At 58.7% G+C, this 24,242-nt stretch carries 22 protein-coding genes and 1 pseudogene; 13 read left to right on the top strand and 10 right to left on the bottom strand.

Features of this window, described 5'->3' with window-relative positions:
* Position 1 precedes the first annotated feature (1 nt).
* On the bottom strand, positions 2 to 838 hold the full coding sequence (locus LOY50_RS07490) for a S1 RNA-binding domain-containing protein (RefSeq protein ID WP_253472329.1): 837 nt from the start codon (positions 836 to 838) through the stop codon (positions 2 to 4).
* Between the two features lie 339 nt (positions 839 to 1,177).
* Here LOY50_RS07490 and LOY50_RS07485 point away from each other — a divergent pair, with 339 nt between their 5' ends.
* The 3 genes from LOY50_RS07485 to LOY50_RS07475 all read left to right on the top strand — a co-directional run bounded on the left by LOY50_RS07485 (position 1,178) and on the right by LOY50_RS07475 (position 3,225).
* The gene (locus LOY50_RS07485; protein WP_018607615.1) at positions 1,178 to 1,366 is read left to right on the top strand and encodes a hypothetical protein; all 189 of its coding nucleotides are present in this window, start codon (positions 1,178 to 1,180) and stop codon (positions 1,364 to 1,366) included.
* 194 nt (positions 1,367 to 1,560) lie between these two features.
* The gene (locus LOY50_RS07480; RefSeq protein ID WP_223472324.1) at positions 1,561 to 2,277 is read left to right on the top strand and encodes a TorF family putative porin; all 717 of its coding nucleotides are present in this window, start codon (positions 1,561 to 1,563) and stop codon (positions 2,275 to 2,277) included.
* 81 nt (positions 2,278 to 2,358) lie between these two features.
* Positions 2,359 to 3,225 (top strand): DUF6279 family lipoprotein, encoded by an 867-nt coding sequence (locus tag LOY50_RS07475; RefSeq protein ID WP_253472328.1) that lies wholly within the window; start codon positions 2,359 to 2,361, stop codon positions 3,223 to 3,225.
* A gap of 125 nt (positions 3,226 to 3,350) precedes the next feature.
* On the opposite strand, the gene LOY50_RS07470 is transcribed toward LOY50_RS07475, so the two are convergent.
* Positions 3,351 to 3,743: a transcriptional regulator gene (locus LOY50_RS07470; RefSeq protein ID WP_258690564.1), complete on the bottom strand. Its 393-nt coding sequence runs from the start codon at positions 3,741 to 3,743 to the stop codon at positions 3,351 to 3,353.
* A gap of 185 nt (positions 3,744 to 3,928) precedes the next feature.
* Here LOY50_RS07470 and LOY50_RS07465 point away from each other — a divergent pair, with 185 nt between their 5' ends.
* The 3 genes and pseudogenes from LOY50_RS07465 to LOY50_RS07455 all read left to right on the top strand — a co-directional run.
* Positions 3,929 to 4,660, top strand: coding sequence for a thioredoxin family protein (locus LOY50_RS07465; RefSeq protein WP_253472324.1), 732 nt, complete (start codon positions 3,929 to 3,931; stop codon positions 4,658 to 4,660).
* Between the two features lie 251 nt (positions 4,661 to 4,911).
* Positions 4,912 to 5,184 carry a hypothetical protein gene (locus tag LOY50_RS07460; RefSeq protein ID WP_258690563.1) on the top strand — a complete coding sequence of 91 codons (273 nt, stop codon included), beginning with the start codon at positions 4,912 to 4,914 and terminating at the stop codon, positions 5,182 to 5,184.
* A 52-nt stretch (positions 5,185 to 5,236) separates the two neighbouring features.
* Positions 5,237 to 5,401, top strand: a pseudogene (locus LOY50_RS07455) (addiction module antidote protein); the annotation flags it as partial.
* A gap of 248 nt (positions 5,402 to 5,649) precedes the next feature.
* On the opposite strand, the gene LOY50_RS07450 reads toward LOY50_RS07455, so the two are convergent.
* A complete protein-coding gene (locus LOY50_RS07450; RefSeq protein ID WP_258690562.1) occupies positions 5,650 to 8,199 on the bottom strand; it encodes an exo-alpha-sialidase in 2,550 nt (849 codons plus the stop codon).
* A 247-nt stretch (positions 8,200 to 8,446) separates the two neighbouring features.
* Between LOY50_RS07450 and LOY50_RS07445 the strand changes: the two genes are divergently transcribed.
* Entirely contained in the window at positions 8,447 to 8,722 is a 276-nt protein-coding gene (locus LOY50_RS07445) for a hypothetical protein (protein ID WP_253472318.1), read from the top strand.
* Between the two features lie 223 nt (positions 8,723 to 8,945).
* On the opposite strand, the gene LOY50_RS07440 is transcribed toward LOY50_RS07445, so the two are convergent.
* The gene (locus LOY50_RS07440; protein ID WP_253472316.1) at positions 8,946 to 10,292 is read right to left on the bottom strand and encodes a DEAD/DEAH box helicase; all 1,347 of its coding nucleotides are present in this window, start codon (positions 10,290 to 10,292) and stop codon (positions 8,946 to 8,948) included.
* A gap of 193 nt (positions 10,293 to 10,485) precedes the next feature.
* Between LOY50_RS07440 and LOY50_RS07435 the strand changes: the two genes are divergently transcribed.
* Entirely contained in the window at positions 10,486 to 11,784 is a 1,299-nt protein-coding gene (locus tag LOY50_RS07435; RefSeq protein ID WP_253472314.1) for a mechanosensitive ion channel family protein, read from the top strand.
* Between the two features lie 137 nt (positions 11,785 to 11,921).
* Here LOY50_RS07435 and LOY50_RS07430 read toward each other — a convergent pair whose 3' ends face one another.
* The 4 genes from LOY50_RS07430 to LOY50_RS07415 form a co-directional block, all read right to left on the bottom strand.
* Positions 11,922 to 12,788, bottom strand: a complete 867-nt coding sequence (locus tag LOY50_RS07430; RefSeq protein WP_253472312.1) for a carboxylate/amino acid/amine transporter — start codon at positions 12,786 to 12,788, stop codon at positions 11,922 to 11,924.
* A gap of 141 nt (positions 12,789 to 12,929) precedes the next feature.
* A complete protein-coding gene (locus LOY50_RS07425) occupies positions 12,930 to 14,798 on the bottom strand; it encodes an ATP-binding protein (protein ID WP_253472310.1) in 1,869 nt (622 codons plus the stop codon).
* Between the two features lie 302 nt (positions 14,799 to 15,100).
* Entirely contained in the window at positions 15,101 to 15,700 is a 600-nt protein-coding gene (locus LOY50_RS07420) for an FMN-dependent NADH-azoreductase (RefSeq protein WP_018607593.1), read from the bottom strand.
* A gap of 150 nt (positions 15,701 to 15,850) precedes the next feature.
* The gene (locus tag LOY50_RS07415; RefSeq protein ID WP_018607591.1) at positions 15,851 to 16,165 is read right to left on the bottom strand and encodes a hypothetical protein; all 315 of its coding nucleotides are present in this window, start codon (positions 16,163 to 16,165) and stop codon (positions 15,851 to 15,853) included.
* Between the two features lie 50 nt (positions 16,166 to 16,215).
* Here LOY50_RS07415 and LOY50_RS07410 point away from each other — a divergent pair, with 50 nt between their 5' ends.
* The 5 genes from LOY50_RS07410 to aqpZ all read left to right on the top strand — a co-directional run bounded on the left by LOY50_RS07410 (position 16,216) and on the right by aqpZ (position 21,567).
* Positions 16,216 to 17,139: a LysR family transcriptional regulator gene (locus LOY50_RS07410; RefSeq protein ID WP_003198924.1), complete on the top strand. Its 924-nt coding sequence runs from the start codon at positions 16,216 to 16,218 to the stop codon at positions 17,137 to 17,139.
* Between the two features lie 14 nt (positions 17,140 to 17,153).
* Positions 17,154 to 17,957 carry an alpha/beta fold hydrolase gene (locus LOY50_RS07405; RefSeq protein ID WP_253472308.1) on the top strand — a complete coding sequence of 268 codons (804 nt, stop codon included), beginning with the start codon at positions 17,154 to 17,156 and terminating at the stop codon, positions 17,955 to 17,957.
* A 4-nt stretch (positions 17,958 to 17,961) separates the two neighbouring features.
* The gene (locus LOY50_RS07400) at positions 17,962 to 18,525 is read left to right on the top strand and encodes a peptidylprolyl isomerase (protein WP_214512043.1); all 564 of its coding nucleotides are present in this window, start codon (positions 17,962 to 17,964) and stop codon (positions 18,523 to 18,525) included.
* Between the two features lie 84 nt (positions 18,526 to 18,609).
* Complete coding sequence (locus LOY50_RS07395) at positions 18,610 to 20,442, top strand: ABC transporter ATP-binding protein (RefSeq protein WP_258690561.1); 1,833 nt, start codon at positions 18,610 to 18,612, stop codon at positions 20,440 to 20,442.
* Positions 20,443 to 20,877: 435 nt separating this feature from the next.
* Positions 20,878 to 21,567, top strand: a complete 690-nt coding sequence (gene aqpZ / locus LOY50_RS07390) for an aquaporin Z (protein ID WP_253472305.1) — start codon at positions 20,878 to 20,880, stop codon at positions 21,565 to 21,567.
* A gap of 16 nt (positions 21,568 to 21,583) precedes the next feature.
* Here aqpZ and LOY50_RS07385 read toward each other — a convergent pair whose 3' ends face one another.
* A complete protein-coding gene (locus tag LOY50_RS07385) occupies positions 21,584 to 22,708 on the bottom strand; it encodes a GNAT family N-acetyltransferase (RefSeq protein WP_258690560.1) in 1,125 nt (374 codons plus the stop codon).
* 142 nt (positions 22,709 to 22,850) lie between these two features.
* Positions 22,851 to 24,161 carry an OprO/OprP family phosphate-selective porin gene (locus LOY50_RS07380; protein WP_214512047.1) on the bottom strand — a complete coding sequence of 437 codons (1,311 nt, stop codon included), beginning with the start codon at positions 24,159 to 24,161 and terminating at the stop codon, positions 22,851 to 22,853.
* Positions 24,162 to 24,242: the final 81 nt, after the last annotated feature.

Here is a 24,242-nt window from a genome sequence, read left to right as displayed (position 1 = left end):
ATCAGCTCAATTCAATGCGATCGGCATGAATGACAATCTGCCCATTCTTGTACAGCGCACCAATGGCTTTCTTGAAGTTGCCCTTGCTCACGCCAAACAGGCTACTGATCAGCACCGGATCGCTCTTGTCGCTGACCGGCAACGTGCCGTTGTTTTCACGCAACTTGGCGAGGATCTTGGCGTTCAGGCTGGTGGAGGCTTCCTGGCCCACGGGCTGCAGGCTCAGGCTGATCTTGCCGTCCGGGCGGATTTCCTTGATGAAGCCTTTTTCCTGTTTGCCGGCGCGCATGAACTTGAAGATTTCGTTCTTGTGGATCAGGCCCCAGTGCTTGTTGTTGATGATCGCCTTGAACCCCATGTCGGTGGCTTCGGCGACCAGCAAATCCACTTCCTGACCCGGCGTGTAGTTGGCCGGGGTCTTGTCCAGATAACGATCCAGACGCGCCGTGGCAGTGATGCGGCGGGTGTGCTTGTCGAGGTAGACGTGCACCACGCAGTATTCGCCGGCGGTCATCTGGCGCTTTTCTTCGGAGTACGGCAGCAACAGATCCTTGGGCAGGCCCCAGTCCAGAAACACGCCGATGCTGTTGACTTCAGCCACTTTCAGGCTGGCGAACTCACCCACCTGAACTTTGGGTTTTTCCGTGGTGGCGATCAGTTTGTCGTCGCTGTCCAGATAAATAAAAACATTGAGCCAGTCTTCATCTTCACTGGGAATATCCTTGGGGATATAACGGTTGGGCAGCAGGATTTCGCCGTCCGCACCGCCGTCCAGATATAAACCGAAGTTAGTGTGTTTAACCACTTGCAAACTGTTGTAGCGCCCGACTAAAGCCATTTCCAATACCCTCATTGCGTGGGCGGCATTCTACCCGGTTTTGCGGCGCGATTCGTGGCCGCCGGCAAGGTTTGCCAGCAAGGTCCTGCACAACCGTTGATTTTCCTGGGCTTTCGCCCCAGGCGCGGCCATTCGTCAGGCAGGCGACGCTGCCTACAGCTCGCTGTCAACGCCGTAACTCACCCACGGTTGTTATTTAAAACAGAGGCTTAGGGCGATAATTGCAGGATAATCGCTCATTATTCCCATCACGATAGCGATAATTCAGAAGGATATTTGCCAAGCAATTGTCAAGTATTTCCTGTACGATGCCTGGCCCAATTAATTATCTACAGGTTAATGGCCGTCATGCGCGTAAAAGCATCCAACAGCAAAGCAAAGCCAGCTCCAGCCGTTGAAACCAGCGAGTCGATCAACGACCAGATCGCTGCGTTCCTCAAGTCCGGCGGCGAGATCCAGCAAATTGCCAAAGGCGTCAGCGGCCAGACATTCGGCCCGTCCAAGCAGATCAGCCTGGGCAAGAAGTAACCTGCGCGTCACCTGGTCCCAAAGCGCTTTGAGCTTCGAAGCGCTTGGACTGGAACCCTCCCCCGCCCCACCCATTTCCCATCAATCGACGAACGGCCTTCGCAGCCGAGCATTCGCCGGTATGCTTTCACCTCTCTAGCTCAAGCGTTTCAGCTTTTTGACCGATCCTGCTTCTCGCTTTCATGGAGTGAAGCATGCGTATCCCTATTGTTCTGCTGATGATCAGCCTGATGACTTGTTCCCTCGCTCAGGGGCAGGTGTTCCAGCGCGAGCTCGGCGACTTCGACCTCAAGCTTGGTACCACGCCCAGCCGTAGCATGGCCGAGGGCCTGGTCACGCCGTCGAGCAGCGGTTCGTTCCACGGTGGCCTGGACCTGAGCCACGACAGTGGCTGGTACGTCGGCCAGTGGTCACCCAGCGCCGGCCTGACACCTTCCGCCGACCTTGAAGTCGATTCCTACATGGGCTTTAAACAACCCTTCGACCAGACCCTGGGCTACGAAGTCGGCCTGATCCACTACAGCTACCCCACCGTCGATACCCTCGACAGCCAAGAGTTCTACGGCGGCCTGACCGTGCTTGGCAGCCGCTTCGGCGCAGCCCTGAGCAACGACCCGGACAAACAGAACAGCACACTGTTTGCCGACCTGGGCGGCAACATACCGTTCGGCATTGGCATCAGCGCCAAATACACCACCCACCAGCTCAACACACCGGTCTCGGTCGAGAACGGTTATGTCGGCAGTTTCAGCGACTGGTCATTGAAAATTTCCCGCCCGTGGAAGGGCCTCGACCTGGACCTGATCTACAGCGACTCAAGCCTCAGCGGCAGCAGTTGCTCGGCATACTCCGGCCACAACAGCGAATGCGACAGCCTGCTGACCCTCAAGATGGCCCACCCTTTTTACTAAGCGTTACGCATTTAATCGGCTGAACTGCCGCGCGTCTGCGATGCTCAAACAAAGCACCTACGCCTTCGCAAGGACTCGCTCATGCCGCGCTGGTTGACCCGCACTGCCATGTTCATCGCCCTGCTGCTGACGCTCACCGCCTGCAGCCGCATCGGCCTGGCCTACCGCAACCTCGACCTGATCATCCCCTGGACCCTCAACGATTACCTGGACATCAGAGGCGAGCAAAAAGACTGGTTCAACGAACGCCTCAAGGACCACCTGACCTGGCATTGCACCACCCAATTGCCCGGCTACCTCGACTGGCTGGATCGCCTCAAGACCATGGTGCAAACCGACCAGGTAACCGACGAAGCCCTGCAGCAGCGCACCCGGGAAGCCAAGGCCGCCATCGCCGAAACCGCCCGGGCAATCACCCCTTCGGCCATCGAACTGCTGCAAGGCCTGAACGACGACCAAGTCGATGACATGGACGCCGCCTTCGTCAAGGACCAGCGCAAACGCCAGCAGCAATACCTCAAGCCAACGCTGCAGGAACAGATCCAGGAACGTAGCGAACGCATGGAAAAGCGCCTGAACGACTGGCTCGGCCCGCTCAACGACGCCCAACGCCAAAGGGTGGCGGCCTGGTCCACCGCCCTGGGGGACCAGAACCAGCAATGGATCGCCAACCGCGCCCACTGGCAAAACCAGTTCAGCGAAGCCGTCGCCCAACGCCACAGCCCCGACTTCCCGAAACGCATCGAGCAACTGCTGGTCAACCGCGAAAGCCTCTGGACCCCTGCCTACCGCGAGGCCTTCAGCAAAACCGAAGCCCAGGCCCGCAGCCTGCTGGTGGACCTAATGGCCGAAAGCACCCCGCCCCAGCGCGAACAGCTGCTGAAGAAGATCGACGGGGTAAAAAAGGATTTCACTGACTTGAAGTGCCTGAAAGCAACACACTCATAAAACCAGCACACATCCCCTGTGGGAGCGAGCTTGCTCGCGATAGCGGTTGAACAGGCAACACACCTGTTGAATGTCAGACCGCTATCGCGAGCAAGCTCGCTCCCACAGGATTCAGTGCAGGCCTGTCAGGCAATCTGCGCCTTCGAAGCCAACTCATCAAACGTAAACTCATCCAGCGCATCGTCCTGCTCATCCAGCACCTGGCGCGGATGATCGTTACCCGGAATGCTGCTATCGATCAGGCTCAACAACCGCGAGCCCCGCGGCGTCAGCACAAAATTCTCACCATTGCCGCCCTCTTCCTCCGGTCGCGGCTCGATATACCCGCGCTCCAGCAGTAACTTTTCATACTCCCCGGCGACCGCTTTCAGATGATCGAGGTTCTCGATCGCCTCGCCTTCAGCCGCTTTTGCCGCCGCGTACTCCTCCGCGTAAGCCCGAGGAGCAAAGCTGTGGCCGGCGCCGTTCTGCACTTCGTGCAACAACCGTTCGATCAAGTCCCAGTTATAAGTCGTCATCCTGGTCCATCCTCCAAAGAGTGAGATGCCTACCTAGGTTGTGACCGAGGCGCCACGCCACCGTTCAGCCGGGTTGGCGGACGGGCCATCCCACCAGCCGACCAACGGCTTGTCGAATTTATCCAAGGCCGAACGACCAATGAGTGAAACGCCGACTTGAGCAACTGCCTACAGGAGAAATCACCATGAACGTAGAGAATCATCCAGTCGTCTCGCGGGAAGAATGGCTCGCCGCCCGCCGCCAACACCTGGCCCACGAAAAGGCCTTCACTCGCGAACGAGACAAACTCAGCGCCGAACGTCGCGCCCTGCCCTGGGTCAAAATCGACAAACCCTACCGCTTCCAAGGCCCCCACGGCGAACTGAGCCTGGCCGACCTGTTCGGCGGCCGCAGCCAACTGATCATCTACCACTTCATGTTCGGCCCCGGCTGGACAGAAGGCTGCCAGGGCTGCTCCTTCCTGTCCGACCACATCGACGGCGCCAACCAACACCTGGCCCACCACGACGTGGCCGTGGTCGCCGTCTCCCGCGCGCCCTTCGCCGAATTCCAACCCTTCAAGCGCCGCATGGGCTGGGCCTTCGATTGGGTCTCATCCGAAGGCTGCGACTTCAACTACGACTTCGGCGTCAGCTTCAAAGCCCAAGACACCGCCGCCGGAAAAGCCACCTACAACTACGAAAAAACCGACACCACCGAAGGCGAACTCCCCGGCCTTAGCGTCTTCTATCGCAACGAAGCCGGCGACATCTTCCACACCTACTCCACCTACGCCCGCGGCCTGGACATCCTGGTCGGCACCTACAACTACCTCGACCTGACGCCCAAGGGCCGCAACGAAGACGAAATCATGGACTGGGTGCGGCATCACGATAAATACCAAGAGGCCAAGCCCCACAACTGCTGCCACAGCTGATACGCCAACCCGCCCAGTCGAGCGCGATCCCCGTGGCGAGGGAGCTTGCTCCCGCTCGACTGCGCAGCACTCGCCTGCGTTGCCTGAACCAAAGCCGACAACCGCTAGGCCAAACGTCCTACATGAAGCTCGGAAAGCGGTGTCTTGTAGCTCAAGAGCGAGTCGCCCTATAGTCCCTCGTCACCCAAAAAGGCGACCGGGTTTGGCGACCCGATCTACAGAGAGACTCATCAACTTTCGAGGCTCTGCTTATGACCAGATACATGCCCATCACCGGAATTGACTGCACCCCGGCCACCCTGCTCATCGACACCGAAGCACCACTCGATGTCCTCTTCGAAACCGCCGACTACCGCATCCGCACCGTGACCCAACTGCTGGAAAACATCGCGTTCCGCTCAGATATCAGCTCCGATACGGTGGTGCTTTCTGACTTCTGCAAGATGCTGACAATAGCGCTGCGCGATGGGTGTGATGTGATGGACGTGATTGGGAGACGGGTGCGGAGGCAGGCATCGGAATAATGAAAACGGGCGACCTTTGGGTCGCCGTTTTTACATGCGTGGAGAGCACAAAATGATTGAGACCTTCACAGAATTTGATCCCGCAGAATACCTCAGCACTCCAGAGACCATTGCGGAGTTCATGAGTGATGCCCTGGAAACCGGCGATACAAGCTATATCGACAAAGCCATGGAAGTAGTCGCACGCGCCAAGGGGATGACCGAATTGTCCAGGGAATGAATCATGCGAAAGCGAGCTTTCCTACCTGCAACAAATCAACATGCTGGCGAGCAACCCACAGATCGTAAAGCGGCAACAATCCAGGTTTCTATATATTCTCGTTTCGCCCTTTGCAGCTGCGGCCGGGTCCGCCCCCCATAAAAAAACCGGACCCAAGTCCGGTTTTTTATTGAAAGAGCGTTGCTCCTGTTTCAGACAGCAGGGCAGTCCGCGTTTGCGACCCTCCTGCTCGAGGTGTTTGGCTGCTACTTGCCCGTACTCTCAACCACGTCCTGCCCCTGAAAGCCCAAAGCATATTTGCGGGCCCGCTCAACCATGGTGTGAGGATCCGGCAAGCCTACGGTTTCTGGGTTCCTGAAGCCGGTAGGCTCAACGAAGTTCGGCGTATGGGGTTTGACCTTGGGTGGTTTGATCGCATCAAACAGGAAACTGAAGCCTTGTTTCAATTGGCTCTGGGCGATGCCGTGACACCCCATGCAACCGCCCATGGTCAGGCTTTGCGTGCCGTGGTCATAATCCGGCACCCTGATGTTCTTAAAGTCACGGGTATTGGTCAGGATGCTGTCCTCCGGAATGGGGAATGAGTTGCCTCCGCGAAACAGCTGGATCCCCGGCTGACTGCTTTCGACCATGATATTGGCCAGGTAGTAATCCGGGTCTGTTTGTTCGCTCGAAGGGATGGCCTGCACCCCTTTAAGACGGTAGTGCTTCCAGACTGAATCGGTGAATTCGCCGCTCTCCTCCATCAGCGCCTGGACCTGTTTGTTGACCGCAGCGACTTCGTTAAAGACGGTTAGCGGTTGCACTACAGTGATCGGACCGGCCTGCCCCTTGGGTATCCCCTTGGTACCGGAGTAGATTTGCGGAACGCTCGACTTCACGAAATCGGTCCTGGGCAGGACAACCTCATGGGTTTTGTCGCCGTCGGAAAACTTAGCGACCGGTGGGCCATCAGGCTTCGATGCGGAAGTGGTGGGGTAATCAATCCTGTTGTAGTTGGCGATGTAGTAGAGACCGGTCGGCGACTTGCCGTCAGGTAACGTCAGGGCATCTTCGTGCTCGAACGTTGCAAAGATGAAGGTCGGGTAATTCGCCGTCTTATGGATGATGTGCAACGCAACCAATGCGTAGTCTTCGTTGTGAGCCGTCGGACTAGCATCGGTGCCTTGGTAGGTCACCACCGTTGCCGTATGGTAGCGCCCGCGATTCTCTACTGGGATGTCTGCCAGCTTGCGCCATGCAGCCTTGACCTCCACTGCTCCGTCGGGCAGGACTATATTGGTGTCGGGGTAGCTGGTCAGCTTCTTGGCATACTCATAGATGACCGGATTCGCCTTGGCCTCAAACAATATCTGACTGTCCTTTGAAGGCACGTAGTCCCCGGTTGGGTCTTCTGTTGTCTTCGCTGCATGTGGAGGATTAACCGGGAAAAATATGGCGTTCTGACCGATTTGGGTCGCCTCATCCAGATTGTTGTAATGAGCATAGGTAGCGCCCGACGCCAAAGGTGCCCCCTGGGGAAACTCGATATAACTGTATTGCGGGTCAGAACCAAATGGACGCGTAGGGCCGCCTGCTCCGTTTCTGTTCATTCCCGGGAACAACTCGGTACGGTGAGCGAAGGTCTGCCATAACAAGGGGCTGGGAGACTTCGACACCTTGCCCGAATCGGCAAAGCTGCTGGCGGGGTTGCCGACGCCGCGGTTAGCGGGCAATGGTGCCGCAGCCGTATTGTTCAGTGCGAAAAAGCTGCGCCAGGCGAAGGTTGCATAGTCGGTATGGCTAAGGCCCGTCGGCAGATCCACAGGCAGTTGCGGGTTACGCGCGGTTAGATCGCTTGTAGTAATGCCATAGGAAACCCCCAACCCCGAGGGGTAGGCAGAGCGCCCGGAATAAGCGTAATAGGGCGCCCATTTAAGTCCAGCGGTTGAACCGGTTGGGCCGATAGAATCGGCCGAATAATAAATATTGGGGCCACTGCTGATGAACAAGCGCTCATTGACCATCGTTGCACTGTTCAGGGAGCCCTTGTCAGGTATCCCCGTCAGCCCCTGCTTCGCGCCCCAGTTACCACCCCGGTCATAAGTACGCTCGAACAGGCCGCCGTTAAAGAAAGTGTAATAGACCCTCAAATCACCGTTATAGACGACAGGTACCAGATTCACGATCGTCTCGGGGCCTTCTTGGAATGCGGTTTTCTCCGAGCTCCATTTAACGCCATCATAGGTCACGTAATAAACAGCCTTACCCCTGTTCTCGTTATACAAGACGAACAACTGACCGTTATAGACGACAGGCTTGTTACTTGCGGCCGTATGGACGGTCGGAACAGGGCTGACATTAGGCGGCCAGCCGGTTCCGTCCCGAGAGCTGATAGTATTTAAGCGACCTTGCACATCAGCAAAGGTCAGTACCAGTTCTTGCTTGAATACGGTTGCCGAGACATCAGTCAAGATGCTGCCCACCGGGATGAATTTTGGCGCGGACCAGCTTTTTCCCTCTACTGAGGAGGAGTAATAGATATTTTTCTGATCATCTCTACTGGTCCAGAACATATAGACCTGGCCCTTGAACGACTGCACCACCGGAACAGTGTATGTGGACTTGAATGGCACAGTGCGCGTCGAAGAAGGCTTGCCGCCTGAGGCGGCTGGATTGTCAAAGACATCGACGACAATCCCCCCACCTTGTAATAGCGGCGTGGCGGTAATCAGTCTCTCCGCATAGGCCGATGAGAACGCAAATAGACCACACAGACACAACATCAACCGACCGAGTATCGTTCTAAGGCTCATAGGTTTCATTCCTTGAGTGAGTGACTACCTCAGGTCATACGTATGCCTGGATAGCTATTCCATTTGCTAAAGCATGATCTGCACCGACAGCGAAGTGTCCAAACGCATTCTCCATGGTAGTCGACTGTTTAATATCGGCTAGGGGAACGCCGAAAAAGACCTCAAGCGGTGGCGACTCAAGGTGAACTTTCCAACCAACCCGGGCCTCAACCCATTACCTGCCCAACAAGGAATATGAGGCTCTGCCATGAAAACCCTCTTGAAACTCACCCTTGCAGCCACCCTCACCTGTGCCCTGCCCGCCTGGGCCACTTGCACGCCAGAGGAAGCGACCGCCAAGCGCGAACAATTGGCAAATGAAGTGACCAAGCTCACCGAACAGAACCCAACTAAGGCCAAGGAAATTAACGATGAGTTGCAGAAAATGGACATGGAGACTGCCAGCAAGGATGTGCCGGATAAGTGCCAGTTGATCGATAAGCGTTTGGAAGAGCTGAAGAAGGCAGAAAAGAAAGCCGGTTGACTGCACAAGGCCGAGCACAACCCGCTTTTGTGGGAGGGGATCTGTGGGAGCAAGGCTTGCCCGCGATGAAGGCGATGCGGTCTTTCAGAAACCGAGGCGTCTGTGTCGCGAGCAAGCTTTGCTCCCACAAATCCCCCTCGCCACAGGGTATGGTGTCAGATTCAGTTGCCCATAAAAAAACCGGACCCAAGGTCCGGTTTTTTCATAAAACGCTAACGCTGACTCACTCAGCCGCTGGCGCCTCTGGCTTGCGGCGCTTGAGTGGGGCCATGCCGTCCTTGCTGACCAGCGACGGAGTGTCGCTCTTCGGGCGGTTGGCGGTCTTGCGCTTGGTCGGGGCCTTGGCGCCGGTTTTCTTCTTGTCGCCCTTGGCGTCGACCTTTTTCTTCTTCACGCCAACGGCCTTGCCCGAGGCCTTGACCTTCTTCGGCCCGCCGTAGGTGCCTTTGACTTCCTTGATGGTGCGGCGCTCGAAGCTCTGCTTGAGGTAGCGCTCGACGCTCGACATCAGGTTCCAGTCGCCGTGGCAGATCAGCGAGATCGCCAGGCCGTCGTTGCCGGCACGACCGGTACGACCGATGCGGTGCACGTATTCGTCGCCGCTGCGGGGCATGTCGAAGTTGATGACCATGTCCAGGCCTTCCACGTCCAAGCCGCGGGCGGCGACGTCGGTGGCGACGAGGATTTTCACGCCGCCCTGCTTGAGGCGGTCGATGGCCAGCTTGCGGTCCTTCTGGTCTTTCTCGCCGTGCAGTACGAACGCCTTGTATTCCTGGGCCACCAGGCGGCCGTAGATGCGGTCGGCCATGGCCCGGGTGTTGGTGAATACGATGGCTTTTTCGTAGGTCTCGTTGGCCAGCAACCAGTTGACGATCTGCTCTTTGTGCTGGTTGTGGTCAGCGGTGATGATCTGCTGGCGGGTGGTGGAGTTCAGTTGGCTGACCGCGTTGAGCTGCAAGTGCTCAGGGTTGTTCAGCACCTTGGCGATCATCTCGCGCAGGCCCGAGCCGCCAGTGGTGGCGGAGAACAGCATGGTCTGCTGGCGGTTGACGCATTCGTCCACCAGCCGCTGCACGTCTTCGGCAAAACCCATGTCCAGCATGCGGTCGGCTTCGTCCAGCACCAGTACTTCGACTTCCTTCAGGTCGAGGTTGCCGGCGTTCAACTGCTCGATCATCCGCCCTGGGGTGCCGATCAGGATGTCCGGCACCTTGCGCAGCATGGCGGCCTGGACCTTGAAGTCTTCGCCGCCGGTGATCAGGCCGGACTTGATGAAGGTGAACTGCGAGAAGCGCTCCACTTCCTTCAAGGTCTGCTGGGCCAGTTCACGGGTCGGCAACAGGATCAGGGTCTTGATGCTGACGCGGACCTTGGCTGGGCCGATCAGGCGGTTGAGGATCGGCAGCACGAACGCGGCGGTCTTGCCGCTGCCGGTTTGTGCCGTCACCCGCAGGTCACGCCCCTGGAGCGCGAGCGGAATAGCCGCTGCCTGCACCGGCGTTGGCTCGACAAATTTAAGCTCGGCCACGGCTTTGAGCAGGCGTTCGTGCAGGGCGAATTGGGAAAACACGGGTGCTACCTCGAAGAAATGCAAAAAAACAGCTGCATAGGGTAACGGTTTCGAGCGCGAAGGCCGAGTTTCTTTATACAAACGGCGGTAAATCAGTGCATTTTTATCAGCTGCTATTGCATCAACGGTCACTTGACCGGGCTTAAATGCTCTAATCGCACCGTCGCGTCTTTATAGAAGAACCGTTTCGTCCATGGACATCAAACAACTCTGGGTCAATTTCCAAGACCTCTGGGGTGCCCTTGACCAGCACCCGATCCTGCATTCCGGCATCGCCCTGATGTTGCTGCTGGTCATCGCATTGGTACTCGGGCGCGTGGCACGTTACCTGATTTTGCACGCCGCCAAGTTGCTGGGGCGCCAACCGGCCTTGAACTGGGTCAACGACCTGCGCCAGAACAAGGTCTTTCATCGCCTGGCGCAAATGACGCCGTCGCTGATCATCCAGTTCGGCCTGCACCTGGTGCCGGAACTGAGCAAGACCAGCATGATTTTCCTGGGCAATGTCGCCCTGGCTTTCACCATCCTGTTCATGGTGCTGAGCCTCAGTGCCCTGCTCAGCGCCATGCTGGATGTCTACGCCCGCACTGAGCATGCACGTACCCGCTCGATCAAAGGCTACGTGCAACTGACGAAGATGGTGCTGTATGTGTTTGGCGCGATCATCATCGTTGCCACCCTGATCGACCGCTCGCCGCTGTTGCTGCTGTCAGGCCTGGGTGCGATGTCGGCGGTGATCCTGTTGGTCTACAAGGACACCCTGCTGTCGTTCGTCGCCAGCGTGCAACTGACCAGCAACGACATGCTGCGGGTCGGCGACTGGATCGAGATGCCCCAGGTCGGCGCCGACGGTGACGTGGTGGACATCACGCTGCACACGGTCAAGGTGCAGAATTTCGACAAGACCATCGTCTCGATCCCCACCTGGCGGCTGATGTCCGAGTCGTTCAAGAACTGGCGCGGCATGCAGCAGTCCGGCGGGCGACGGATCAAGCGCAGCCTGTTCATTGACGCCAGCGGCGTGCGTTTCCTGCATGACGAGGAAGAACAGCGCCTGACCCAGGTGCGCCTGCTGACCGACTACATCGGCCGCAAGCAGGCCGAACTCAAGGCCTGGAACGAGGCCCAGGGCAACGTCGCGGCGATGTCGGCCAACCGTCGGCGGATGACCAACCTGGGCACCTTTCGCGCCTATGCGCTGGCGTATTTGAAAAGCCACGCGGAGATCCAGCCGAACATGACCTGCATGGTCCGGCAGTTGCAGACCACCGCCCAGGGCATCCCGCTGGAAATCTACTGCTTCACCCGTACCACTGCGTGGGCGGACTACGAGCGCATCCAGGGGGATATTTTCGATTACCTGCTGGCGGTGATGCCGGAATTTGGGTTGAACCTCTACCAGCAGCCAAGCGGCACGGACCTGCGCTCGGGGCTGCTGCCGGCGGTGCTGGGGGCGAGCCACCTGCCGGAACCGCAGAAGCAGGTGGTCTAAAGCCGCCCCCCATTCCCCTGTGTGCGAGCTTGCTCGCGATGGCGGTGTATCAGTCAGCATCCATGTTTCTGACACACCGCCATCGCGAGCAAGCTCGCTCCCACAGTGCTCAGAATCCAGAATTCAAGGTGAAGGACTCAGTGTGCAGGCAGCGGTTGGCGTACCCCCAACCGACTGATCCAAACCGCCGCCAATATCACCGACCCACCCAGCAGCAACCGCCCCAGTGCCTCATGCTGGTTCCAGATCAGCAGGTTCACCAGCAGCCCCACCGGCACATGCAGGTTGTTCATCACCGCCAGCGTCCCGCCATTGACCAGGCAGGCGCCTTTGTTCCACCAGTACAGCCCCAACGCGGTGGAAACCAGGCCGAGGAACACCAGCACGCCCCATTGCAGCGGCGCTTCAGGCCAGAAGTTGGCCTTGCCGAACAGCAGGAAAGCCGGCAACGCCACCATCAGCGCACCAAGATAGAAATAACCGAAACGCCGGTAATGCGGCAGCTCGCTCGGGTGGCGGGCCACCAGGTGCTTGTACAGCACCTGTCCGGCCGCATAGGTGAAGTTGGCCAGCTGCAGCAGCAAGAAGCCCATGAAGAAATCCGGGTTGATCCGGTCGTAGCGAATCACCGCCGCACCGGCCACGGCCACCAGCGCCGCGATCAGCGCCCAGGGATTGAAGCGACGGTTCAACGCGTCTTCGATCAAGGTCACGTGCAGGGGCGTCAGGATGGTGAAAAGCAGCACCTCGGGCACCGTCAGCACTCGGAAGCTCAGGTACAGGCAGACGTAGGTCACGCCAAACTGCAAGGCGCCGATCAACAGCATGCCGCGCATGAACGCCGGCTCCACCTGGCGCCAGCGCGTCAGCGGAATGAACACCAGCCCGGCCAGCAACACCCGCACCAGCACCGCGAAATAACTGTCCACATGCCCAGCCAGGTACTCGCCGATCAGGCTGAAGGAAAACGCCTGGATCAATGTCACAAAAAGTAGATAGCCCATACCGCCCCTCGTTTCGAATGGCGGCGAAGATAGCGGTTTTGAACGGTGGGAGCGAGCTTGCTGGCGATTGGGGGTGTCAGTCAGCATTTGTATTTCTGAGCCACCGTAATCGCGAGCAAGCTCGCTCCCACAGATTTCCCGCTAACTTGGAACTTCATCCACGACCCAAGGAGTGGCCTGACGCTGGTGCCGATGGCTGGCGGCACGCTGGAGCACTCGGGTCAGCGCCTGGAAGTTGGCCGGTTTGGTCAAGATGTCATCGGCACCAGCGGCCCTGAAACGTTCTATCTCGCTGGAAAAAACACTCGCGGTGAAAGCAACGATGTAGCAAGTGTCGCCCTGGGGTAACTCGCGGATTCTACGCACAGCCTCCATCCCATCCATCACGGGCATGTTGATATCCATCAGAATGATCTCTGGCATCGAAGCCACGCAACGATTGACCGCTTCCAGGCCATCTGACGCAAGGTCGGGTGCATAACCCAACTCTTGTAGCATCGCCATGGCCACTTTCTGGCTCACCGGATGGTTCTCCGCCAGAAGGACATCGAGCGGATAATCCTCGGCAAAAGACGAGTCGAAGCCAACCGCCGCATGATCATCCTTGATGGGTATTTCCGAGACTGAAAAAAGCGCAAGCGGGAGAGAGAAAGAGAATGTCGAGCCGACACCTGGCTGACTGGTGAACGTTAAAGTCCCCTGCTGCGCCTCGAGCAGGTTCTTACAGATAGAAAGACCCAACCCACTCCCAGTGAAGCGTTGGCTAGCCGGCCCTTTGAACTGGGCAAAGGGCTTGAACAGATTGTCTTGCCGTTCCGTGGGGATACCGATGCCGGTATCGCGTATGGAGAAGTCGAGCCACGCTTGAGAGCCGTAACCGCTGGTGGTGACCAGCAGCGATATTTTTCCGGCTTCGGTAAATTTGACCGCATTGCCCAGCAAGTTGATCAATATCTGGCGAAGGCAATCCATATCGGTCTTGACCAAAGGCGGTACGTCCGGGGAAAACTGCGCCTCCAGCACTATGGGTTTGTCCTGGATATTTTGCCGGATTAGTTCCATACAGGATGAAACCAGTGCTCTCACTTCGAAAACACGAGGTTTCAATTCAAGTTTGCCCGCTTCGATTTTGGCAAGGTCGAGAATGTTATCGATAAGAGACAGCAGGGTCCGTCCACTGGAATGAATCGTTGTGAGAAGACGGCGTTGCTCGGGATCCAGGGCGGACCGGGCCAATAACTCGGTCGCGCCAATGACACCGTACATCGGGGTGCGAATTTCATGACTCATGGTTGCCAGAAAGCTGGTTTTTGAACGATCAGCGTCTTCGGCGGCATTTTTAGCCTGATTCAATACCTGCTCATTGACTCGCAGTTGCTGGAGATGAGCGCGCATGCGTAAAAGGAGGAAAGCGAGAAATACCAGGATGGCCAGGATGATGTGGTACAGGGAGTCATGATTAAGTTGTTGGTAGTAGCTCGCCAAGGTAACTTCCGCCCCGACAACATACACCGTACCGTCCTGTGATTTTAAGGGGACAAAGACCGCGCGAAAATCACCCCAATGATCCGAGTAGTCGATCCAGGTTGGCTCGGTACGCTCAAAACTATCGAGCAACGCCTGGCTGGCATCGGGATAAGGGTCGAAAAAGCGCACGAAATTCTTCTCTTGAATTTCTTTTTTCGATGCGCTGGAACTGACCAGGTAGGCCTTTGCACCTCGCTTGATCACGCTATAGACAAAAGCAGTGCCCATGGACTCGTTGAAGCCGGAGAGGCGCTGAATGGTATCCCAGTCCTGCGCTTGCGATTTGGATTGTTTATCGACCAGATTGTCATGGTAACGGTCGCCGAGGATGGCCGAAGCACCCAGCGCGGCATGCAGCAATTTATTATTAATGTTGTCAGTAAGGACGCTTTGCGTCTCGACATAGAGGTAGTAGATATAGCCACCTGCCCCTATGAGATAGACCAGGAATAGAGCCCATGTTTGCCGTTTGATTTTTAACATATCACAGCCTCCCTACTGTAATTCGGCGCATAAATTACCACAGCCAGACGTCGACAGACTTGCCCAATCCGAGTGAGTTTACGGCCTGCCTATCTCCCGGCCCTCAAGGCTTGAGGGGCCGTTCATGTTTAGGTGGTGGTTATTTCCATTTCCCCAAAAAAAAAGCCCGATCTCGCTAAAGCGTTCAATCGGGCTGATGCACTCAGGAGCAATAAGTGCAAAGGGAGGTTCGATGCGCAAAACGATTTGAAGGGAAGCGCCAGGCCACTAGACCACCTGGCGATTATCCGAGGATTAACGGATCAGGCGACCTGGGACAGTTTGGCGTTGGCCTGATTCAGGCCCTTCTCCTGGAAGTCGCCGCCCAGGTTCATGCCTTCGGCATGGATGAAGGTCACGTCGTGGATCCCGATGAAGCCCATGACCTGGCGCAAGTAGGGTTCTTGATGGTCCGTGCTGCCACCGGCATGAATGCCGCCACGGGCGGTCAGCACGAAGGCGCGCTTGTCGGCCAGCAGGCCTTGAGGGCCGGTGGGGGTGTATTTGAACGTCACCCCGGCACGCAGCACATGGTCGAGCCAGGCTTTCAGGGTGCTGGGGATGGCGAAGTTGTACATCGGTGCAGCCATTACCAGCACGTCGGCGGCCAGCAGTTCATCAGTCAGTTGGTTGGAGCGCTCCAGCGAGGCGTTTTCAACGTCGCTGCGCTGCTCGGCCGGCTTCATCCAGCCACCCAGCAGATTGGCATCCAGGTGTGGTACCGGGTTGATGGCCAGGTCGCGAACGCTGATTTCATCGGCCGGGTGCGCCGCTTTCCACTGGCTGATAAAGGTCTGGGTCAGTTGACGGGACACCGAGTCTTGCTGGCGGGCACTGCTTTCGATGATCAGAACGCGGGACATGGCTTGTAGGCTCCATCTGAGAATGTTGTCAGTCGATGGAGCGAAGGTTAAACGCGAACATATCGATGAAAAAGCGCAAATAACTGCTGTAAAGCATCGATAAATTCGTTTATAAGCGAAGCAAGCAATATTGCCTGCCCCACTGCCGGGCTATTTCGGCTGACAGGTCAGCTTGATGCGCAGCTTGATGATGTTGCGGTTGAACTTGGCCGTGGCGTTCTTGAACTTGCCGGCGGCGACTTCGAGCTTGCGGGTGCGAGGTGCTTCCGGGCCATTGCTGAAGACCACGGTACAAGCCGCATCGGTGCTGCCGTAGTTGTTGACCTGGATGGAACCGATATCGGCATCGGTGTCATAGGCGTTGTAGTCGATGCTCAGGCCGTTGAGGTGTTTTTCCACATCGATCGGGTAGGCAAACGCAGTCAGTGGCAGCAAGGCCAGCACCACACAACAGATTTTCTTCATTCGGCAGTCTCCACCAAGGGACTGCCAGCTTAGGACAAGAGGAGCTCGATATGAAAGCGCCCCGCGTAACCCTTGATCAATGGCGCACCTTGCAGGCCGTGGTCGACCACGGCGGCTTCGCCCAGGCCGCTGAAGTGCTGCATCGCTCCCAGTCGTCAGTGAGCTACACCGTGGCCCGCATGCAGGATCAGCTCGGCGTACCGTTGCTGCGCATCGATGGACGCAAGGCCGTGTTGACCGAAGCCGGTGGCGTACTGCTGCGCCGTTCCCGGCAACTGGTGAAACAGGCCAGCCAATTGGAAGACCTGGCCCACCACATGGAGCAAGGCTGGGAAGCGGAAGTGCGCCTGGTGGTCGACGCGGCCTACCCCAACGCCCGCCTCGTTCGCGCCTTGACGGCGTTCATGCCACAAAGCCGTGGCTGCCGGGTACGGCTGCGCGAAGAAGTGTTGTCGGGTGTCGAAGAAGTGCTGCTCGAAGGCGTGGCCGACCTGGCCATCAGCAGCTTCAGCATTCCTGGCTATCTGGGAGCCGAATTGAGCGACGTTGAATTCGTCGCGGTGGCCCATCCCGAACACGCCCTGCATCGCCTCAACCGCGAGCTGACGTTCCAGGATCTGGAAAGTCAGTTGCAAGTAGTGATCCGCGACTCCGGACGCCAGCAACCTCGCGACGTGGGTTGGCTCGGCGCCGAGCAGCGCTGGACCGTCGGCAGCCTGGCCACCGCCGCGACCTTCGTAGGCAGCGGCCTGGGCTTCGCCTGGCTGCCCCGGCACATGATCGAGCGGGAACTCAAGGAAGGCACGCTTAAACAGCTACCCTTGGATCAGGGCGGCAGCCGCAACCCGAGCTTCTATTTGTATTCGAACAAGGAAAAACCCCTGGGCCCGGCCACGCAAATCCTGATCGAATTGCTGCGCACCTTCGACACCGCGCCGCTGGATGCGCCATTCGCCGCCCCTGAACAAGCCTGACAAGGATTTCCCCGATGGCCTATTTCGAGCACGAAGGTTGCAACCTGCACTACGAGGAATACGGCCACGGCACGCCCTTGGTGCTGGTCCACGGGCTGGGTTCCAGCACCCGCGACTGGGAAAAGCAGATCCCGGTGCTGTCCGCCCATTACCACCTGATCGTGATGGATGTGCGCGGCCACGGTCGCTCCGACAAGCCGCGGGAGCGCTACAGCATCGAAGGTTTCAGCGCCGACCTGATCGCCTTGATCGAACACCTGGGCCTGGGCCCGGTGCATCTGGTGGGTTGGTCCATGGGGGGCATGATTGTTTTTCAGTTGGCGGTGGATGAGCCTCATCGGGTCAAGAGCGTGTGCATCGTCAACAGTGCCCCGCAGGTCAAGGTCCGCACGCTCGACGATTGCTGGCAATGGTTCAAGCGCTGGAGCCTGATGCGCCTGCTCAGCCTGGAGACCATCGGCAAGGCCCTCGGCGCCAAGTTATTCCCCAAGCCCGAACAAACCGAGTTACGCCTGGAAATGGCCCGACGCTGGGCAAAGAACGACAAACGTGCTTATCTCGCCAGCTTCGATGCGATTGTAGGCTGGGGCGTTCAGGAACGACTTTCGCAGGTTGCCTGTCCAACCCTCGTCATCTGCGCCGACCACGACTACACCCCGGTGGCGCTGAAAGAAGCCTATGTAAAACTGCTGCCCGACGCACGGCTGGTGGTCATCGCCGATTCACGGCACGCTACCCCGCTGGACCAACCCGAACGCTTCAACCAAACCCTGCTCGACTTTTTGACCGCAACCGATTCCACCACTCAGGATCACTGACCCCATGCTGAAAAAAATCGCCCTTGCCGCCGGCACCGTACTGTTTGCCGCCAACCTGATGGCCGCGACACCCGCCAAGGCACCGCATGTATTGCTGGACACCACCAACGGCCAGATCGAAATCGAGCTGGACCCGGTCAAGGCCCCCATCAGTACCAAGAACTTCCTTGAGTACGTGGACAGCGGCTTCTACAACAACACGATTTTTCACCGTGTGATCCCGGGCTTCATGGCCCAGGGCGGCGGGTTCACTCAAGCCATGCAACAAAAAGACACCAAGGCGCCGATCAAGAACGAAGCCAGCAATGGCCTGCACAACGTTCGTGGCACCTTGTCGATGGCCCGCACGTCCAACCCGGACTCGGCCACCAGCCAGTTCTTCATCAACGTGGCCGACAACGCCTTCCTCGATCCGGGCCGTGACGCCGGCTACGCAGTGTTCGCTAAAGTGGTCAAGGGCATGGACGTGGTGGACGTCATCGTCAACTCCCAGACCACGACCAAACAAGGCATGCAAAACGTGCCGATCGACCCTGTGCTCATCAAGTCGGCCAAGCGCATCGACTGAAGAGGCACACGGCAAGCCTGGCCGGCGCGGTCATCCCGCGCCGGCCATAGCAATAAAGGAGAGCCCCTGCCAGGGCATTGACTGATGGTTTATCGCCGTTTCGAAACACTGATCGATATCTTCCGCGACGCCCCCACCTCGGCCCCGCCGAATCGCGTCCTGCCCTTCTACACCTATTACCTGAAACAGGTCTGGCCCAGCTTCGCCGTACTGCTGGTGGTGGGCCTGATCGGCGCGCTGATCGAAGTGGCGCTGTTCAGCTACCTGAGCCGCATCATCGACCTGACCCAGGGCACGCCCAATGTGGACTTCTTCAAGGTCCATGGCCTGGAGCTGGCCTGGATGGCCGTGGTGGCGCTGATCTTCCGGCCGATCTTCGTGGCCCTGCATGACCTGCTCGTGCACCAGACCCTGAGCCCCAGCATGACCAGCCTGATTCGCTGGCAGAACCACAGCTACGTGCTCAAGCAGAGCCTGAATTTCTTCCAGAACGACTTCGCCGGGCGCATCGCCCAGCGCATCATGCAGACCGGCAACTCCCTGCGTGACTCGGCGGTGCAGGCCGTGGATGCCCTGTGGCACGTGCTGATCTACGCCGTCAGTTCCCTGGTGCTGTTCGCCGAAGCCGACTGGCGCCTGATGATCCCGCTGCTGATGTGGATCGCCGCCTACATCGGTGCACTCTGTTATTTCGTGCCACGGGTCAAGGAGCGCTCGGTGGTGTCGTCCGACGCCCGCTCCAAACTCATGGGCCGGATCGTCGACGGCTACACCAACATCACCACCCTCAAGCTGTTCGCCCATACCAACTTCGAACAGCAATACGCCCGCGAAGCCATCCAGGAGCAGACCGAAAAAGCCCAGTTGGCTGGCCGGGTGGTGACCAGCATGGACTTGGTCATCACCAGCATGAACGGGCTGCTGATCGTCGGCACCACGGCGCTGGCGCTGTGGTTGTGGACCCAGTCGCTGATCAGCGTCGGCGCCATCGCGTTGGCCACCGGGCTGGTGATCCGCATCGTCAACATGTCCGGCTGGATCATGTGGGTCGTCACCGGCATCTTCGAAAACATCGGCATGGTCCAGGACGGCCTGCAGACTATCTCCCAACCGGTCAGTGTCACCGACCGCGACCAGGCCAAGCCCCTGGCGGTGGCCCGGGGTGAAGTGCGTTTCGAGCATGTGGATTTCCACTATGGCAAGAAAAGCGGCGTGATCGGCGACCTGAACCTGACCATCAGGCCCGGCGAGAAAATCGGCCTGATCGGTCCGTCCGGCGCGGGTAAATCCACCTTGGTCAACCTGCTGCTGCGCCTCTATGACGTGCAAGACGGGCGCATTCTCATCGATGGCCAGGACATCGCCGAAGTCGGCCAGGAAAGCCTGCGCGAGCGCATCGGCATGATCACCCAGGACACCTCGCTGCTGCATCGCTCGATTCGCGAGAACCTGCTCTACGGCAAGCCAGACGCCACCGATGCGCAACTCTGGGAAGCCGTGCGCAAGGCCCGGGCCGATGAGTTCATCCCACTGCTGTCGGACGCCGAAGGCCGCACCGGCTTCGATGCCCATGTGGGTGAACGCGGCGTGAAACTGTCCGGCGGCCAGCGCCAGCGCATCGCTATCGCGCGGGTGCTGCTCAAGGACGCGCCGATCCTGATCATGGACGAAGCGACGTCAGCGCTGGACTCGGAAGTCGAGGCGGCCATCCAGGAAAGCCTCGAGACGCTGATGCAAGGCAAGACCGTGATCGCCATCGCCCACCGCCTCTCCACCATCGCCCGGATGGACCGGTTGGTAGTGCTGGAGAATGGTCGCATCGCCGAAACCGGCAGCCATGCCGAACTGCTGGCCCATGGCGGGTTGTATGCGCGATTGTGGCAGCACCAGACGGGTGGGTTCGTGGGGATCGACTGATCTCTACCAGACACCACTGACCCCGTGGCGAGGGAGCTTGCTCCCGCTGGGGTGCGCCTGTAGGAGCTGTCGAGTTCAACGAGGCTGCGATCTTTCCCCAGACACTTGAATCTCAAGCAAAAGATCAAGATTAAAAGATCGCAGGCTTCGCCAGCTCCTACAGAGCCCAGCGGGAGCAAGCTCCCTCGCCACAGGGATCCGGTTTGAATCAGCAATACTGAAAAATTCTGTCCAGGATCCATTTAGCCCACACCGCAACCACATACTCCCCGCCGACCACGGCCAAAACCGCCACCGTCCATGACGCTGGCGTTTTTTTTGTCGCTGGATTTGTCGCCGCGCTCTGCTGTACTCAAGTCAGGTTCTGGAGATGAACCTGTCGTAATACTGCTGGATGCATAACCGATCATCACGACTGTTTCATCAAGGAACCTTATGTCTTTACTCAAACGTTCAACGACTGAGTTGTTGGGTACGTTCTGGCTGGTATTGGGTGGCTGTGGCAGCGCAGTATTGGCCGCCTCCGGGATTGGCGTGCTGGGGGTTGCCCTGGCCTTCGGCTTGACGGTGTTGACCATGGCGTTCGCCATCGGGCACATCTCGGGCTGCCACCTGAACCCCGCGGTGTCGGTGGGCTTGTACGTGGGCGGGCGGTTTCCGGCCAGGGAGTTGCCTGCCTACATCATTGCCCAAGTCATAGGGGGCGTGTTGGCCGCCGCGTTGATCTACTTCATCGCCAGCGGCAAGGAAGGCTTTGACCTGGCCGCGTCCGGCCTGGCCGCGAACGGTTATGGCGAGCATTCTCCCGGTGGGTATTCGATGGCGGCCGGTTTTGTCACCGAACTGGTCATGACGGCGATGTTCATCCTGATCATCCTCGGCGCCACCGATAAACGTGCGCCGGCCGGGCTGGCACCGATTGCCATCGGCCTGGCCCTGACGCTCATTCACCTGATCTCGATTCCGGTCACCAACACGTCCGTCAACCCGGCCCGCAGTACCGGTCCGGCGCTGATTGTCGGTGGCTGGGCCATCGAGCAGCTGTGGCTGTTCTGGGTGGCGCCGCTGCTGGGCGCCGTCATCGGCGGTGTCTCGTACCGCTGGCTGGGCCAGGAAAACCGCTGAGTCACACCCGCGAAGATCAGCACTGCCGATAAGGCAATGCTGTCTTCGCCTCTTCGGCATAGGCCAGTACACCCTCATGTTCGCGCATGAGGAAGTCCTCGACCGCCGCCTTCAAACCAGGGTGGCGCAGGTAATGCCATGAGCGGGTAATCACCGGCTCGAACCCGCGAATCAATTTGTGCTCGCCCTGGGCGCCGGCGTCAAAGCGCTGCAAGCCGTGGGCAATCGCGTAGTCCATGCCTTGATAGAAACAGGTCTCGAAGTGCAGGCGGTCGAACTCCGCCAGGCAGCCCCAGTAACGTCCGTAGAAACTGTCGCCGCCCACAAGGCTGAACGCCATCGCCACCGGTCGCAAACCTTGCTTGGCCAGCACCACACGAATGGCCTCGGGCATGCGTTCGGCCAGCAGGCTGAAGAATGTTCGGGTCAGGTACGGCGCCTGCCGTCGTATCGCGTAGGTGTTGGCGTAACAGGCGTAGACAAAATCCCACTGCGCCTCGTCCAACTGATGACCTTCGAGCCATTCGAACGCGATGCCCTGCCCCGCCACTTGTTCGCGCTCCTTGCGCATCTGCTTGCGCTTGCGGGAACTGAGCGCATCGAGAAAATCCTGGAAGTCCCGATAACCGCGATTTTGCCAGTGATACTGACAGCCGATTCGCTGCAGCCAGCCCTCCTGCCCGGCAAGTGCCGCGTCGGTGAAGGCGTCGGTGAAGTTGATGTGGGCGCTGGAAAGCCCTTCGATTTCCAGATACCCCGGCAAGCTGCCCAGCAGCTCCAGGCCATCTTCCCCGCGCGCCGCCAGCAACCGCGGGCCACTGACCGGGCTGAACGGCACCGCTGTCAGCAGCTTGGGGTAGTAGTCGATGCCGGCGCGGGCACAAGCGTCGGCCCAGGCGTGGTCGAACACGTATTCGCCGTAGGAATGCCACTTGCGGTAACTGGGCAAGGCCGCCAGCAGACGACCGTCTTCAATGTGCAGCAAATGCTCGGCTTGCCAACCGGAATTCGGCCCCAGGCTGGCGCTGTCTTCCAGGGTGCTGAGGAAGGCGTGGCGCAGGAAAGGCTGGTTGGCGGGCACCAGCGCGTCCCACTCGTGCGGCGCGATGGTGGACAGGCTGTCCAAGACGTGAAGCGGCATGCGATTCCTCGATAGCCAGACGACGGATGGAGCGAGTATCGCCGATCCTGACCAGGCGCACATAAAAAAACCCCGCCAGGGGCGGGGTTCAAAGGAGCGCTTTAACGGATGAAGTCAGAGCGGTGTATCAAGTCAGCGCGATTTAGAACACGTACTGGGCACGCATCACAAAACCGTCGCCATCGTCGTCGCCATTGGCGTTGGTGACTTTGTCGGTCTTGGCCTTGATGTAGGCAGCGGAAATTTTCACCGCTTCGTTGGCGTACCAGTTCACGCCCAGGTTGTGCACCTTGGCTTCGGCATCGCCCACGTCGCGGGTCGCCGAGGCAGTGGTGATGTTGTCGTCTTCGACGGTCAAGCTGTCGAAGCGATAGAACACTTCCCAGGCGCCGATGGATTTGTTCTGAGGTTTGATCGCGTCAAACTTGCCGACTTTATAACCACGGGACTCGCCGGTGAGGGTATACGCGCCCTGTACGTAGAAACCATGGCCTTTGATGTCTTCGAAACCATCGGCATCAGCCTTGGTCTTGCGAGTGATGTATTCACCCTGGATCGACGCAGGCCCCATGGCGAAAGCGGCTTCCAGGCCGAACGCGGTGTCGCGGTCGTACGAACCGGCTGGCGAGTTGTTCGCGCCGCCCAGTACCGGACGGTTGCCGTTAGGGCCGGCGTCGTTGCCACCCAGGGTTTCAACGCCACGCATGCCCAGGCGGGAGCGATAACGCGCATCGAAGACGGTGTCCGAAACGTCGCGCGAAGCCACGTTCACACCGAAGTGCAGCACGTTGCCGGCTTCGTGCATCGGGGCGAACACAAAGCGACCGTTGACTTGCTTGACGCTGTCGCCGTCGGTGTCGTCGGTGTCCTTGCTGAACACACCGGCCGAGGCATAGAACGAATCGGCGAAGGTGCTGGAGGCTTGCAGGCCCAGGCCGTTCTGATGGCTGTTGGTCCAGTCGATCAGGTCGTAGGCGGCGTTACGCTCTGGCGCAGTCACCCACTTGGAGCTGGTGGCTTTTTCCAGGCCGAAGTCGGGGTCAAAACGACCAACCTTGATCGAAACCGGCTTGAAGCCGTTGTAGGCCAGGGACGCTTCGTCGAAGTAGCCGTTATCGGAGTCGCCACTGTTGTGGGACATGTCGTAGTTGATGGTGTAGGCCCAATCCGTGTACAGCACGCCGGACAGTTCCAGGAAGGCGCGACGGATGTAAGCGGCGTCGGCCGATTTGCCGTTGTCGGTGTAGATACCGTCGAACTGGCTGTAGTCAGCCTGCAAACGACCACCGAGCTTGAAGCTGAACTCTTTGTCAGTGGTAGCGACCTCAAGGCCGCCCTTGGTTTTGACCACGATATCGGCGCCGTCGGTGGTGACGGTGCCGGCGAAAGCCTGGGCGGTTACTGCCATTGCCAGTGCGCTGGCGGCAACACCTGCGAAGTGCTTGCGGATCATCGAAGAATTCCCCTGTTGGTAGTCTGTGCCGTTAGAAAACACGCGGAACTGGGCCCGCTGGTGTTGGGAGGGGATCTTGGC

The sequence above is a fragment of the Pseudomonas sp. B21-010 genome, from assembly GCF_024749325.1.
GTDB classification, from domain to species: Bacteria; Pseudomonadota; Gammaproteobacteria; order Pseudomonadales; family Pseudomonadaceae; genus Aquipseudomonas; species Aquipseudomonas kilonensis.
Note: the sequence above shows the minus strand (reverse complement) of the source record. Positions and strands in the feature narration are given on the sequence as shown.